Source organism: Pseudoduganella sp. S-14, from assembly GCF_049913285.1.
Taxonomy (GTDB): domain Bacteria; phylum Pseudomonadota; class Gammaproteobacteria; order Burkholderiales; family Burkholderiaceae_D; genus Rugamonas.
The window spans coordinates 5,810,627-5,823,797 of the sequence record NZ_CP183991.1 but is presented as its reverse complement, the minus strand read 5'-3'; the positions used below and the strand labels follow the sequence as shown (position 1 = coordinate 5,823,797).

The 13,171-nt window shown below is 66.4% G+C and carries 12 protein-coding genes; 3 read left to right on the top strand and 9 right to left on the bottom strand.

Annotation, left to right across the window (positions count from 1 at the left end; translation table 11 throughout):
• Positions 1-6 precede the first annotated feature (6 nt).
• The 6 genes from ACN9MZ_RS26925 to hutC form a co-directional block, all read right to left on the bottom strand.
• Positions 7-276 carry a type B 50S ribosomal protein L31 gene (locus ACN9MZ_RS26925; protein ID WP_055933749.1) on the bottom strand — a complete coding sequence of 90 codons (270 nt, stop codon included), beginning with the start codon at positions 274-276 and terminating at the stop codon, positions 7-9.
• Positions 277-541: 265 nt separating this feature from the next.
• Positions 542-1,804: a transcription termination factor Rho gene (gene rho, locus ACN9MZ_RS26920; RefSeq protein ID WP_426339871.1), complete on the bottom strand. Its 1,263-nt coding sequence runs from the start codon at positions 1,802-1,804 to the stop codon at positions 542-544.
• A gap of 138 nt (positions 1,805-1,942) precedes the next feature.
• Positions 1,943-2,269, bottom strand: coding sequence for a thioredoxin TrxA (trxA, locus tag ACN9MZ_RS26915; protein ID WP_426339870.1), 327 nt, complete (start codon positions 2,267-2,269; stop codon positions 1,943-1,945).
• A gap of 215 nt (positions 2,270-2,484) precedes the next feature.
• Positions 2,485-2,892: a response regulator gene (locus ACN9MZ_RS26910; RefSeq protein ID WP_426339869.1), complete on the bottom strand. Its 408-nt coding sequence runs from the start codon at positions 2,890-2,892 to the stop codon at positions 2,485-2,487.
• Positions 2,885-7,600 (bottom strand): PAS domain S-box protein, encoded by a 4,716-nt coding sequence (locus ACN9MZ_RS26905; RefSeq protein ID WP_426339868.1) that lies wholly within the window; start codon positions 7,598-7,600, stop codon positions 2,885-2,887. The genes ACN9MZ_RS26910 and ACN9MZ_RS26905 overlap by 8 nt, the downstream gene beginning before the upstream one ends.
• A gap of 56 nt (positions 7,601-7,656) precedes the next feature.
• Complete coding sequence (gene hutC, locus ACN9MZ_RS26900) at positions 7,657-8,376, bottom strand: histidine utilization repressor (RefSeq protein ID WP_426339867.1); 720 nt, start codon at positions 8,374-8,376, stop codon at positions 7,657-7,659.
• 117 nt (positions 8,377-8,493) lie between these two features.
• On the opposite strand from hutC, the gene ada reads away from it, so the two are divergent.
• Genes ada through ACN9MZ_RS26885 form a run of 3 tightly spaced genes read left to right on the top strand, consistent with a single transcriptional unit; the run spans position 8,494 to position 10,639 of the window.
• Complete coding sequence (gene ada, locus ACN9MZ_RS26895) at positions 8,494-9,582, top strand: bifunctional DNA-binding transcriptional regulator/O6-methylguanine-DNA methyltransferase Ada (protein ID WP_426339866.1); 1,089 nt, start codon at positions 8,494-8,496, stop codon at positions 9,580-9,582.
• Positions 9,579-10,316, top strand: a complete 738-nt coding sequence (locus ACN9MZ_RS26890; protein ID WP_426339865.1) for a 2OG-Fe(II) oxygenase — start codon at positions 9,579-9,581, stop codon at positions 10,314-10,316. The genes ada and ACN9MZ_RS26890 overlap by 4 nt, the downstream gene beginning before the upstream one ends.
• Positions 10,317-10,366: 50 nt before the next feature.
• The gene (locus ACN9MZ_RS26885) at positions 10,367-10,639 is read left to right on the top strand and encodes a hypothetical protein (RefSeq protein WP_426339864.1); all 273 of its coding nucleotides are present in this window, start codon (positions 10,367-10,369) and stop codon (positions 10,637-10,639) included.
• A 259-nt stretch (positions 10,640-10,898) separates the two neighbouring features.
• Here the strand turns inward: ACN9MZ_RS26885 and ACN9MZ_RS26880 are convergent, their stop codons facing one another.
• The 3 genes from ACN9MZ_RS26880 to ACN9MZ_RS26870 all read right to left on the bottom strand — a co-directional run bounded on the left by ACN9MZ_RS26880 (position 10,899) and on the right by ACN9MZ_RS26870 (position 13,111).
• A complete protein-coding gene (locus ACN9MZ_RS26880; RefSeq protein WP_426339863.1) occupies positions 10,899-11,537 on the bottom strand; it encodes a glutathione S-transferase family protein in 639 nt (212 codons plus the stop codon).
• 70 nt (positions 11,538-11,607) lie between these two features.
• Positions 11,608-12,753, bottom strand: coding sequence for a M56 family metallopeptidase (locus ACN9MZ_RS26875; RefSeq protein ID WP_426339862.1), 1,146 nt, complete (start codon positions 12,751-12,753; stop codon positions 11,608-11,610).
• Positions 12,740-13,111 carry a BlaI/MecI/CopY family transcriptional regulator gene (locus ACN9MZ_RS26870; RefSeq protein WP_426339861.1) on the bottom strand — a complete coding sequence of 124 codons (372 nt, stop codon included), beginning with the start codon at positions 13,109-13,111 and terminating at the stop codon, positions 12,740-12,742. The genes ACN9MZ_RS26875 and ACN9MZ_RS26870 overlap by 14 nt, the downstream gene beginning before the upstream one ends.
• Between the last annotated feature and the right edge of the window lie 60 nt (positions 13,112-13,171).

The window sequence follows — 13,171 nt, the reverse complement described above, 5'->3', positions numbered from 1 at the left end:
CGGGGATTAGCCGTTTGCAACTGCGGTCTTGGAACCGACTTTGCCGAACTTCTGGCGGAATTTTTCCACGCGACCGGCGGTGTCGACGATCTTGTGCTGGCCGGTGAAGAACGGGTGCGATTCGGAGGAAACCTCGATCTTCACCAGTGGGTACTCTTTACCTTCGTGGGTCGCGGTGTCGCGGGTCTGGATGGTCGAGCGGGTGATGAACTTGAAGTCGCAGGACAGGTCGTGGAACAGGACTTCGCGGTAATCTGGATGGATATCAGCTTTCATGCTTTTCTCTCAATATTGGTAGCCAAACGGCACTTCGTCGGTCCTTACTGCCTCTCGACCCGATTGCCGATCACTTGCCAGGGTTTAACGGAACTCGCGATTATACATCATAAAACCGGTAAATCAGGGTCTGACCCGCAGGGTCAGGCCCCCAATGAAACAACGGCCGGGGGTTAGGGTGGTACGACTTTGATCTTCTGAAAAGATCAAAGTCGCACCACCCTAACCCCCGGCCGTGACCCCGGTTTACCGGTGTTCGGCGGATTTAGCCGCCGCGCCGCATCATCTCGAAGAACTCGCCGTTGTTCTTGGTCGCGCGCATCTTGTCGAGGATGAACTCCATCGCCTCGATCTCGTCCATCGAGTACAACAGCTTGCGCAGGATCCAGATCTTTTGCAGCTGGTCAGCCTTGATCAGCAGTTCTTCGCGGCGGGTGCCGGACTTGTTCAGGTTGATGGCCGGGTAGACGCGCTTCTCGGCCAGGCGGCGCTCCAGGTGCACCTCCATATTGCCGGTGCCCTTGAATTCTTCGTAGATCACATCGTCCATGCGCGAGCCGGTTTCGATCAGCGCGGTGGCGACGATGGTCAGCGAGCCGCCTTCTTCCACGTTACGTGCGGCGCCGAAGAAGCGTTTCGGACGCTGCAGTGCATTGGCATCCACACCACCGGTCAGCACCTTGCCCGAAGCCGGGATCACGGTGTTGTAGGCGCGCGCCAGGCGGGTGATCGAGTCCAGCAGGATCACCACGTCCTTCTTCATTTCCACCAGGCGCTTGGCTTTCTCCAGCACCATCTCGGCAACCTGCACGTGGCGGGTGGCCGGTTCGTCGAAGGTCGAGGCCACCACTTCGCCGCGCACGGAGCGCTGCATCTCGGTCACCTCTTCAGGACGCTCGTCGATCAGCAGCACGATCAGGGTCACGTCCGGGTGGTTGGTGGTGATGGCGTGCGCGATATGCTGCAGCATCACGGACTTGCCGGACTTCGGCGACGCCACCAGGAGGCCGCGCTGGCCTTTGCCGATCGGCGCCACCAGGTCGATGATGCGGCCGGTGATGTTCTCGGTGCCGGCCATGTCGCGCTCGAGGCGCAGCGGCACGGTCGGATGCAGCGGGGTCAGGTTCTCAAACAGGATGCGGTGCTTGGACGCTTCCGGCGATTCGCCGTTGACCTTGTCCACCTTCACCAGGGCGAAATAGCGCTCGCCATCCTTCGGGGTACGCACCTCGCCCTCGATCGAATCGCCGGTGTGCAGGTTGAAGCGGCGGATCTGCGACGGACTGATATAAATATCGTCGGTCGACGCCATGTAGGAGGCGTCCGGCGAGCGCAGGAAGCCAAAGCCGTCAGGCAGGACTTCCAGGGCGCCGTCGCCGAAAATCTGTTCGCCGGCCTTGGCGCGCTTTTTCAGGATCGCGAACATCAGTTCCTGCTTGCGCAGGCGGGCCGCATTGTCGATATCGAGGCTGATTGCCATTTCCAGCAAAGCTGAAACGTGCATAGCCTTAAGTTCAGAAAGGTGCATAGCTGTTTGAGTGTCCCGTGACGGGAAAGTAAGGGTAGGGGAGGGAACTACGTGGGTTCTTTTAATTAAAGGGAAAGGTTTTTGGGCGCTTTCCCTGCCAATCAGGCGGGCTGCGGGCGCAGCACCGCCTATCTTACATCAAATATTGCTGTCGATGAAAGAGGTTAGTTGGCCTTTTGCCATGGCGCCGACTTTTTGTGCGGCTGGCACGCCATTCTTGAACAGGATCAGGGTCGGGATGCCGCGGATGCCGAACTTGCCCGGCACGGCCTGGTTGCTGTCCACGTCCAGCTTGGCGATGGTCAGCTTGCCGTCGTATTCCTTGGCCACTTCTTCCAGGATCGGAGCGATGCTCTTGCAAGGGCCGCACCATTCGGCCCAGAAGTCCACCAGCACAGGGCGGTCGGACTTCAGCACGTCGCTGTCGAAGGAGGCATCGGTAATGTGTTTGATCAGGTCGCTCATGTTTTTCCTTAGTTGAGTGTTCGCCCGGGAATATCCCTTGCTGTTATCGCCCATCTGGCGACGAACTGCGCTAATTCAATACTGGGAAGTCAAGCGGGAATCAGGGCGGGAATGGCCCAAATAATAACCGATTTTTCCAGCCTGTGTACTCCCGCCATCACCACTGCCCAGTCCGTGTCCCACCATGGGGCCTGACCCCATGGTGGGACACGGACTCAGGCGGGGCGGCGGGTCGCGGCCTGGGCCAGCAGCTCGGCCAGGGCGGCGGGGGTGGCGGGCTTGGCGATCGTGCCGAGCAGGGCCAGGCCGTGGGCGCGCGCCAGCGTTTCGGCGGCCTGGCGGATGCCGGCGTCCATGCCGGACAGGAGGGCGACGGCGCCGCCGAAGCGGCTGTCGGCGGCCTTGCGCAGGAATTCAATGCCGTCCATCTCGGGCATCGACAGGTCGCACACCAAGAGGTCGGGGCGGTATTGCGGCAGCGCCAGCAGGGCCTGGCGGGCGTCGCTTTCGCTGCGCACATTGAGCTGGCCAAGGTCTTCCAGCATGTCGGACAACATGCTCAGCATGAAGGGGTCGTCGTCGACCAGCAGGATGCGCAGCGGCGTGGTGGGAGTGTCAGTCATCGTCGGCAAAGGTGGTGTTGGTCATGATGTGCTCGCTCACCGCGTGCAGCAGCGGCCACAGGCGGTCGAGCACGGCGCGCGCGGCAGCCGCTTCGGCGTCGGGCGCCAGCTGTTCCAGCTGCAGGCACAGCTCGGCCATGCCGAGTGCGCCCACGGCGCGTGCGCTGCTCTTGATGCGGTGGCCCAGCTCGCGCACTTTCTGCAGCTCGCCGGCGGCCAGCGCGGCCTCCATTTCGGTAAAGCCGGCTTCGCTGGTCTGCAGGAACTTGAAGGCGAACTTGCGGATCTTTTGCGGCTGGTAGCCCAGCAGCTGGGCCAGCACCGACAGGTCGATGATGGCCGGGTCGCCGGCCAGCGTGGGGCGGAAGGCGGCACGCCCGCTCTGGCGCGGCAGGGCCGGGCCGGCCGCGGCAGCGCTGGCGTCGCGTTCGGGCAGCCAGCTGGCGATCTTCTGGTACATCAGGGCCGGCTGGATCGGCTTGGCAATGAAGTCGTCCATGCCGGCCTGCAGGCAGCGTTCGCGGTCGTCCTTGGTGGCGGTGGCGGTCATGGCCAGCACGCGGGTGGCGGCCAGGGCGGGATCGGCGCGGATGCGGCGCGTCGCTTCCAGCCCGTCCATCAGCGGCATCTGCACGTCCATCAGCACGCAGTCGAAGGCGGCCTGGTGCAGCAGGTCGAGCGCTTCGGCGCCGTTGTTGGCCAGGCACACCGAAGAGCCCGCTTCTTCCAGCATCTCGAGCGCGATCTGCTGGTTGAAGGTGTTGTCCTCGACTAATAAGATGCGCGCGTCCTTCAGCGCCTGCATGGCGGCCGTGCTGCGCGCGCTGTCAAGCAGGGCGGCGGCGGCGGCGTTGACTTCGTTGATCACGTCCGGCAGGCCGCGCGGCGAGACGCCCAGGCGCGCCGTGAACCAGAAGGTGGCGCCGGCGCCGGGCGCGCTGTGCACGCCCACATCGCCGCCCATCAGCTGCGCCAGCTGCTTGCAGATCGCCAGGCCGAGGCCGGTGCCGCCGTATTCGCGCGTGATGGCGGTGTCGGCCTGCTGGAAGGCCTGGAACAACTTGCCCTGCTCGGCTTCGGACAGGCCGATGCCGTGGTCGCGCACTTCAAAGCGCAGCAGGCAGGCAATGTCGTCGGCCAAGAGCTGCCGCACGCTCACTTCGATGCTGCCCTGCTCGGAGAACTTGATCGCATTGTTGACGTAGTTGATCAGCACCTGGCCCAGGCGCAGCGGGTCGCCGCGCAGCACCGGCGGCAGCGCCGGGTCGATGTCAAACGCCAGGCGCAGGCCGCGACTGGCCGCCTTCGGCGCCACCACCGTGGTCAGGGTCTGGATCACGTGCTCGAGCGAGAAGTCGACGTCTTCGATTTCCAGCTTGCCCGCCTCGATCTTCGAGATGTCGAGGATGTCGTCGATGATGCGCAGCAGGTGCTCGCCGGCGAAGCGGATCTTTTCCAGGTAATCGCGCTGGCGCGGCTCCAGCTCGGTCTTCAGCGCCAGATAGGCCATGCCGATCACGCCATTCATCGGGGTGCGGATCTCGTGGCTCATCTTGGCCAGGAACTGGCCTTTCGCGGCCGACGCTTCCTCGGCCTGCTGGCGCGCTTCTTCCAGCTGCGCGGTGCGCTGCGCCACCCGTTCTTCCAGGTGTTCATTGAGTTCGCGCAGGGCGCGCTCGTTGGCCTTGCTGTCCGAGATGTCGATCGACATGCAGATCAGGTAGGCCGGCGCGCCGTGGGCGTCGTACACCGGCTTCTTGAAGGTGCGCAGCTGGCGCGTCTGGCCCAGGGCCGGGTTCCAGATGCTTTCCTCGAAGTCGATCAGGGCGCGCCCGGCAAACGCTTCCAGGTCGCGCGCGCGGAAGGCGGCCGCTTCTTCCGGCGCGTGGAGCGCGCTGTAGTCGCCGTTGTTCAATTCGTCGAAGGTGTAGCCGAACTGCTGCTCGCAGGCGCGGTTCATCAGCAGCATGCGGCTGTCCTTGTCCTTGATGAACAGGCCGATCGGCATCATCTGGATGATTTCCTGCAGCCGCTGCTCGCCCTGGCGCAGCGCGTCTTCGCTGCGCTTCCTGTAGGTGATGTCGGTCAGGCTGGCCACCAGCATGCTGCCCGGGCCGTGCTCATCGCGCAGCGGCTCGACGTTGACCGACAGCCAGCAGGTCTCGGCCGCGGCGCCGGCGGCGGCCGGCACCCCCATCACCACGTCGCGCACCGGCTGGCCGGACCCCAGCGCCTGCGCCACCGGGTGCTCGGGGGCGGAAAAGCGGCGCCCGTCTTCGTGCACGCCATCCCACTGGCCGGCGCCGCGCGCGGCAGCGCGCCCCAGCATGCGGCTGGCGGCGGCATTGCATTCGACGATATTGCCGGCCGCGTCGAACACCACCAAGCCGTTGGTGACGGCGTTGAACACCGAGGCCAGGCGCTGGTTGGAATGGCGCAGCGCCAGTTCGGCCAGGCGGCGGTCGGTAATATCGGTGACCATGGTCAGGGTGCCGGCGTAGCTGCCGTTGTCGGCGTTGACGGTGGTGGTCGAGAGCAGGGCCCAGAGCGAGGAGCCGTCCTGGCGGTAGAAGCGGCCTTCGGCCGGCTCCGCCGGCGTGGCGGCGGCGCCGCCGGGCGGGCGCTGCGCCTGCAGGGCGGGGCACTCGGGGTCCATGAAGTCGGCCATCGGGCGCCCCAGCATGTGCTCGACTTCGTAGCCCAGCATGCGCGCCATGGTGGGGTTGACGAAGCTGGTGTGGTCGGCCGCGTCGCACATCCAGATGCCCTCGGCCGCGGTCTGCACGATCAGGCGGTAGCGCTCGGACGAGGCCTGCAGCGCTTCCTCGGCGCGCTGGCGCTGGGTCATGTCGCGCAGCGAGACCACCACCAGGCCCTGGCCGGCCAGCTGGATCGGCGCCAGGTGCACCATGGCCGGGAAGTGGCTGCCGTCCAGGCGGCGCGCGGTCAGCACCCGGCCCGGCATGCGCGGGCGGGCAAACAGTTCGCGCGAGCGGCCCGGGGTGTCGCGCATCACGTCCGGGATCAGCAGTTCCATCGTGGCGCCGGCCAGCTTGCCGGCGTCGGCGGCAAACACCGCGTCGGCGGCCTCGTTGGCCTGGCGCACCCGCCCGCCGCGGTCGGCCACCAGCAGGGCGCCGGGCAGGGCATCGAGCATGGCGGCCATGCGCGCCAGTTCGGCCGCGCTGCGGTCGGAAATGTCGCCCAGGGTGCCGGACATGCGCAAGGGCCGGCCGGCGGTATCGCGCGCCAGCACCATGCCGCGCGCCAGCACCCAGGTGAAGCTGCCGTCGCGGCAGGCCATGCGGAATTCCATGGTGAACGGGGTGCGTCCGACGTCCGGGTGGTCCAGCGCGCCAATCTCGTCGGCGATGCGGGCGCGGTCGTCGGGGTGCACCAGTTGCAGCCACTGCTCGACATTGACCGGGCGCAGCTCGCCTGGCGCGTAGCCGAGGATTTCGCAGTAGCGCGGCGACAGGTGCAGCGCGGGGCGCTGCGGCTGCCAGTCCCAGGAGCCTTCGCCGGCGCCTTCCAGCGCGAAGCTGGCAATGCGCTCGGCGTCGCCGACCCGCATTTCGGCGCCGCGCAGGGCGCGCGACACGCGCAACAAGCGCCACAGGGCGGCGCCGGCCAAGAGGGCCAGCGCCACCCCCAGCGCATAGTGCCAGGCCGGGGTGGCAGGGGCGTCGTGGTAGAGGAAGCCGTCCAGCTTGAAGTCGGCCGGCAGCAGCCCGGCGCCGGCGTAGCTGGCGGCGATGCCCTGCCAGCGCAGCGGGTTGCTGTAGCCCAGTTCGATCAGGTGCTGTTCCAGCAGCGGCGCCAGCTGGGCCGCCTCCCACAGCAGCTCGTCGCGCGCCTTGCGCTCGGGATAGCGGGCGCGGATCAGGTCGACGATCTCGTTGGGGTGCTCGAGCGCATAGCGCCAGCCCTTCAGCGTCGCGTCGCGCAGGGCGCGCGCGCGCGCCGGGTGCTCGCGCAGCTCGCTCTCGGTGGTGTACAGGTTGTCGCCGTAGAAATCGATGCCGGCGCTGCGCGGGTACAGGATCTCGTAGCGCAGGCCGGCGCGCTCGAGCGCATAGGGCGCTGAGCTCAGGTAGGCGGAAATGGCATCGACCCGGCCTTCCAGCAAGTCTTGCGTGCCGTGGCTGCCGGGCACGATGGTGAGCCGGGACAGCGGCACCTGCTCATGCTGCAGGTAGACCCGCAATTCCTCGGTGTCGGGGCCGAGCGCGATGCGGCTGCCGGGCCAGGGGCGGCGCCGGCCCTGCTGGTCCAGGCGCACCGCCAGCACCGTCGCCGAATGCTGGAACACGGAGGCCAGCAGCACCACCGGGACGCCGGCCGCGCGCCGCAGAAGCAGCGAGGAATTGCCGACGCCATACTGGGCGCCGCCGTCGAGCACGCTTTGCAGCGGGTCTTGCCCGGGCTGGGCTTCGCGCAGCGTCACTGCCAGCCCGGCGTCGCGGTAATAGCCCTTGGCCTGGGCCGCGTAATAGCCGGCAAAGGCGAACTGGTGGCGCCATTTGAGCTGGACGGTGACGCTTTCGGCGGCGCTGGCGGCGGGCAGCAGGGGTAGAAGAGGCAGGGCGGCCAGCGCCAGCAGGCAGGCGCGCAGCGGGCAGGCGAGGGCGCGTGCGCACAGGCGGCGCACGCGGCGGCGCACGCGGGCGGGAACAGGCGGGGCGGCATTCTGGCTCGATGGCGACAAGGCTTCCCTTTCTGGCCAGCGCGGGGCCGCTGGCGTGCGAACAACTATAGCATTGCTCAGGCGGGGACGCTGCCGCCAAATTGGTAGCGATGGCCCGGATGCCACATGGTGGCCAGCGAGGCCACGCGGCCGGCCGACTGGGTCTGGCGTTTCAGCACCAGGCAGGGCTGGCGCGCATCCATCGCCAGCATCTCGGCGATGTCGCGCGGCGGCACCAGCGCCTCGATGCTATAAGTGGCTGCCTGCAGCGGCGCTGCCCGCACCAGGTATTCGTTGGGCGTGATGTGGCTGAAGTCCTGCACCATGTAGTCGGGCGCGCAGAGCGGGTTGACCCAGCGGTCCTCTACCTGGATCGGCACCCCGTTTTCAAAGTGCACGATGACGGAATGATACAGCTCGTGGCCAGGCGGCAAGTCAAATGCCTTGCCCAGCAAGTCGCCGGCCTTGCCGCGCTCGAGCAGTTGCAAGGCGCTGCGGTGGGCGTGGCCGCGCGCCCTGACCTCGTCGGCAATGCTCTTGATTTCCAGCAGGGTGGCCTGGACTTTTTGCGGCGCGACATAGGTGCCGGCGCCCTGGCGGCGGGTCAGCACCCCTTCCGCGGTCAGTTCGCGTACGGCGCGGTTGACGGTCATGCGCGAGACGCCGAACTGCTTGACCAGGGCTTGCTCGGAAGGGATGACTGCGCCTTCCTTCCAGGCGCCGGCGGCAATTTGCGCCAGCAGGAAGTCCTTGATGCGTTGAAAGATGGGGGTGTCGTGTTGTTGGTGTTCTTCCAAGCCGTCCTCCGGATGAGTGCGCCGATTGTAGCATTCGGGAATTCAATAGCAAGCGGCGGAGTGCCGCCGGCCAGACGGCTGCCTACCATGGTGGCATACTACCGACTGGAGCTTGCAATGAACCCGATGAAGCCGATTTCCCGTTTCCTGACCGACAACGAGCGCTGGGCCGCCGTGCAGGCGCGCGACAGCGCGGCCGACGGCCAGTTCTACTATTCCGTGCGCACCACCGGCGTGTTCTGCCGCCCTTCCTGCGGCGCGCGGCCGGCCTTGCGCAAGAACGTGGCCTTCCATGCCTCCATCGCGGCGGCCGAGGCGGCCGGCTTCCGCCCCTGCAAGCGCTGCAAGCCGGACCAGCCGCCGCTGGCCGAGCGCCACGCGGCCATGGTGGCCGAAGTGTGCCGCCTGATCGATGCTTGCGAAGTGGCGCCCGACCTTGACGCGCTGGCCGCCGCCGGCGGCATGAGCCGCTTCCACTTCCACCGCGTGTTCAAGGCCCAGACGGGGCTGACGCCGAAAGCCTATGCGGCGGCGGCGCGCGCGCGGCGCATGCAGCAGGGGCTGGCCGACGAGGCTTCCGTGACCGATGCCATCTACGCCGCCGGCTTCAATTCCAGCGGGCGCTTTTACGCCGCCACCCCGGGCGCGCTGGGCATGACGCCGTCGGCCTGGCGCGCGGGCGGGCGCGGGGCGGTGATCCGCTTTGCCATCGCCCAGTGTTCGCTGGGGGCGATCCTGGTGGCCAGCACCGAACGCGGCATCTGCTGCATCCTGCTGGGCGACGATCCGCAGGCCCTGGCGCACGACCTGCAGGACCGCTTCCCGCAGGCCGAATTGCGCGGGGCCGAGGCCGACTACGAACAGGTGGTGGCGCGCGTGATTGCCTTCGTCGAGGCGCCGCAGATCGGACTCGACCTGCCGCTCGATGTGCGCGGCACGGCGTTCCAGCAGCGCGTCTGGCAAGCCTTGCGCGAGATTCCGGCCGGCGCGACGGTCAGCTATGCCGAACTGGCGGAGCGGGTCGGGGCGCCGAACGGGGCGCGGGCGGTGGCCGGCGCTTGCGCGGCCAATGCGATTGCGGTGGCAATTCCCTGCCACCGGGTGGTGCGCAACGATGGCGCGATCTCGGGCTATCGCTGGGGCGTCGAGCGCAAGGCGGCCTTGCTGGAGCGCGAGGCGGAAGCGGCGACCGAGGCTGCGGCATGATGGGCGACCTGTTCGCGCCGCCGCTGGCTGCGGCGGCCGGGGCGCGCGCGGCTTTCGATTGGCCGCGCATTGCTGGCGATCTCGATGAATTTGGCTGTGCGCTGGTGCGGGGCGTCTTGTCGCCTGCCGAGTGCGCGGGGCTGGCGGCGGGCTACAGCCGGCCGGAGCTCTATCGCAGCCGGGTCGTCATGCAGCGGCATGGGTTTGGCAAGGGGGAATATCAGTACTTCCGTTATCCCTTGCCTGATCTGGTAGCCGAGTTGCGCTCGTCCATGTATCCGCCGCTGGCCTCCATTGCCAATCGCTGGTATGCGGCGATGGGGCTGGAGCCGCGCTTTCCTCCACAGCATGCGGACTTTGCCGCGCGCTGCCATGCGGCGGGGCAGCAGCGGCCAACGCCCTTGCTGCTGCAGTACGGTGCGGGCGATTACAACTGCCTGCACCAGGACTTGTACGGCGAGCATGTGTTTCCTTTGCAAGCGGCCTTCCTGCTGTCGCAGCCGGGCCGCGACTTCGAGGGCGGTGAGTTCGTGCTCACCGAGCAGCGGCCGCGCATGCAGTCGCGCGTGGAAGTCGTGCCCTTGCAGCAGGGCGATTGCGTGATCTTCCCGGTCTTTCATCGGCCGGTGGCGGGCGCGCGCGGCATCTATCGCGTCAACATGCGCCATGGCGTCAGCCGCCTGCGCAGCGGCCATCGCCATACGCTCGGGATCATTTTCCACGATGCCGATTAGGACCCGGTCGGCGGCTTGTCCAAGCCTCATGCGAACTAAAGGAGGTCATCATGAGCCGCAAACTTGTATCGGTGCAAATTTCGAGCGCGCTGTTTCTTGAGCTGGAAAATTATCTTCAGGAGTTCGGCGACGAGCGCGACCCGGCTGAGGTCGTTGAGTCCGCACTGGCCTCATGGCTTTGTGTCGCCCGCGGCGAAGCGCCAGAGGCCGAAGTGCGAGGCTACCAGTGGAAGCGCTTGTTCCTGCCGGAAGGCACAGAACTAAAGATGAGCTATCGCGGCCTTAATGCATTCGCAAAGGTCGCTGGCGATGCCGTCGTCTAGCAGGGATAGCTGACCACGCCGAAAGTTCCAGGCTCACGACACGAGAACCGCCCCGGCAGTCATGGCGCAAAGCCTGCGCAATGCGCTGGTCTTGATCGAGAAAGCATCGACGCGCCGTGCTGGCAAGATGGAGCGGCGCACCGATGCTTTCCCTGAAGAATAGGCGTTTCAGAGCATTTCAGAGCGTTTCAGAGAATTTCAGCGCAATTTTCAGAGGGTTTGTGTAAGGCCCCGAATCGAAAACCCTTTCCGAGTGCGCTCAAGGCAGTTCGCCCGTGGAATGCGGATCAATGGAATACGGATGATGCTCGTCCAGGAAACCGGGTTGTGCCCGCACGCGTTCAATCCACGCGCAAACGTGAGGGAACTCACGCAGCGGCAAGCCTGCCTCGTCCGCCCGATGGGTATAGGCAAACAGCGAAATATCCGCGATGGTGTAAGCCTCGCCCGCGATGAAGGGCCGCGCCGCCAGTTCGCGCTCGAGGATCTGCAGCGCACGCAAGCCGCCCGCGCGCCGCATGTCGACCAATGCCGGTGGCCGGCGCGGCAGCTTGCCCGTCATGGTCCAATGGCGCAGCGAAGCGATGTTCAATACATAGTCCTGTTCGAACGACATCCACTGCTGCACCTTGGCCGCCGCAAAAGCATCGGCAGGCAGGTACCGCGTGCCGGAAGCGAGATAGGTGAGGATGGCATTCGACTCCGCCAGCACGCGGCCATCATCGAGTCGCAACGCCGGCACCGCGCCGGCCGGATTGATCGCGAGGTAAGAAGGATCCTGGCCTGCGCCTTCAAAGATGCTGACCATCTCGGTGCGGTAAGGCAGGCCGAGGTGGGACAGCAGCAGGCGGACTTTGTATGCGTTTTGGGAAGGAAGGTAATCGTAAAGCGTCAGCATGGCAGAACTCCGACAGGGAAAGCCACATTGGACCAGTAGCCGGTTCCCGCCGCACTTCGTTTCTTGCTGCTTAATGCACTTCGCTCACGCGCATGCTGACGATGAAATCCTTGCCCGCATCGGTAACCTTGAACTTACCGGTACCGTTGTCCGCTACCTCCAGGGTAAAGTTGCTGAGATCCTTGCCGCCGTGGCTGACATTGGCCTTGACCTGGATCGCGCCGTGCGCCGGCGCAACGACGAAGTTCGCACGCCACTGGTCCGCGCCCGCGCCGATGGCCACCCCGCTGTTTTCTCCTTCCTTCACCAGCAGGTGCGGCCTGCTGCCGTCCATTTCGAGGTAGACGTTGTAATGCTTGGGCGCCGCAGGTTCGGCCTGCACTGCCATGCTGGCCAGGCCGCAGCCAGCCACCAGCACGGCAGCCGCCAATTTGCCGCCCAGGCGGCGGGCAGGGGACACGGACAACTTCAATTGCATGATTCTCTCCTTCAGTGGGTGGACGGCCTGCCATTGGCAAGCCAGGGGAAGGCCCTGCGCCGCCAGCTGGGTTTTCAGCATGGCGTTGGCGTAGATGCCCGCCTGCCCGTGACGGCGCAGGACTGTTTCATCGCAGGACAGCTCCTGGTCGAGCCGGAAGCGTGCTGCAGCAAGGTGGATCAGGGGATTGCACCAGGCCAGGCATTGCAGCAGGGCGCAGGCCGCATTGGCCAGCAGGTCGCCGCGTTCGGCGTGGACGCGTTCATGGGCCAGCACCAGTCGGCGCTCGGCCGGTCCGTAATCGCAGCGGAAGCTGTGCGGCAGCACCAGGCGTGCCCGCCACACGCCCAGCAACAGCGGACCGCCCTGCCAGGCGCCGGCCCGCAGCCCGCGCTGGAACGACCATTGGCGCCAGGCCATCGAGCCTGCCAAGACGACGGCGCCGGCCAGCCAGGCGGCGCACAGGGCGGTGTCCCAGCCGGTGCTGGCCGCGTTGGCTGTCGTTTGCGTCAGCTGCGTAGCCGCAGCGGCGACCGGCCCCGGCAGCAGCCTCGCTACTTGGGGCGCGCTGCTGCGCGGTACCAGCGCCGCCAGCACGCTGGCCGGCACCGCCATCCACAGCAGGTAGGCCGCGCCCGCGCCGCACAGACGGCGTACGGGCTGGCGCAGCAGCAGCACCAGCGCGCTCGCAGCGCCACTGGCCAGCAAGAGCCGCAGCAGGATTTCACTTGCCATCATCGAGCTCCTTGACCAGTTTTTTCAGTTCTGCGATATCGGCCTTGCTCAAGGCCTTGTGCTGGCTGAAGTGCGCCACCAGCGGCGCCAGGCGGCCGTTGAACATGCGGTCGAGGAAGCCCTGGCTTTCGCTGGCCAGCCAGTGCTCGCGTTCCAGCGCCGGCGCATACAGGTAGCGCCGACTTTCCTTCCGGGCGCTGACGGCGCCCTTGTTCAACAGTCGGTTCAGCAGGGTCTTGATGGTGGCGTCCTGCCAGCCCTGGTGGGACAGGGCCTCGCATACTTCTTCCGCCGTTTGCGGGTGGCGCTCCCACAGCACTTGCATCACCTGCGCCTCGGCTTCACTAATCTGGATGGTCATGATTGATTACACGTGTAATTGATGGCGAATGATTACACGTGTAAATGCTGGTGTCAACGG

Excerpts from the sequence above, each read along its gene's own strand:
- ACN9MZ_RS26925 (WP_055933749.1), bottom strand. The coding sequence starts at position 276 with ATGAAAGCTGATATCCATCCAGATTACCGCGAAGTCCTGTTCCACGAC.
- rho (WP_426339871.1), bottom strand. The coding sequence starts at position 1,804 with ATGCACCTTTCTGAACTTAAGGCTATGCACGTTTCAGCTTTGCTGGAA.
- trxA (WP_426339870.1), bottom strand. The coding sequence starts at position 2,269 with ATGAGCGACCTGATCAAACACATTACCGATGCCTCCTTCGACAGCGAC.
- ACN9MZ_RS26910 (WP_426339869.1), bottom strand. The coding sequence starts at position 2,892 with ATGACTGACACTCCCACCACGCCGCTGCGCATCCTGCTGGTCGACGAC.
- ada (WP_426339866.1), top strand. The coding sequence starts at position 8,494 with ATGAACCCGATGAAGCCGATTTCCCGTTTCCTGACCGACAACGAGCGC.
- ACN9MZ_RS26890 (WP_426339865.1), top strand. The coding sequence starts at position 9,579 with ATGATGGGCGACCTGTTCGCGCCGCCGCTGGCTGCGGCGGCCGGGGCG.
- ACN9MZ_RS26885 (WP_426339864.1), top strand. The coding sequence starts at position 10,367 with ATGAGCCGCAAACTTGTATCGGTGCAAATTTCGAGCGCGCTGTTTCTT.
- ACN9MZ_RS26880 (WP_426339863.1), bottom strand. The coding sequence starts at position 11,537 with ATGCTGACGCTTTACGATTACCTTCCTTCCCAAAACGCATACAAAGTC.
- ACN9MZ_RS26875 (WP_426339862.1), bottom strand. The coding sequence starts at position 12,753 with ATGATGGCAAGTGAAATCCTGCTGCGGCTCTTGCTGGCCAGTGGCGCT.
- ACN9MZ_RS26870 (WP_426339861.1), bottom strand. The coding sequence starts at position 13,111 with ATGACCATCCAGATTAGTGAAGCCGAGGCGCAGGTGATGCAAGTGCTG.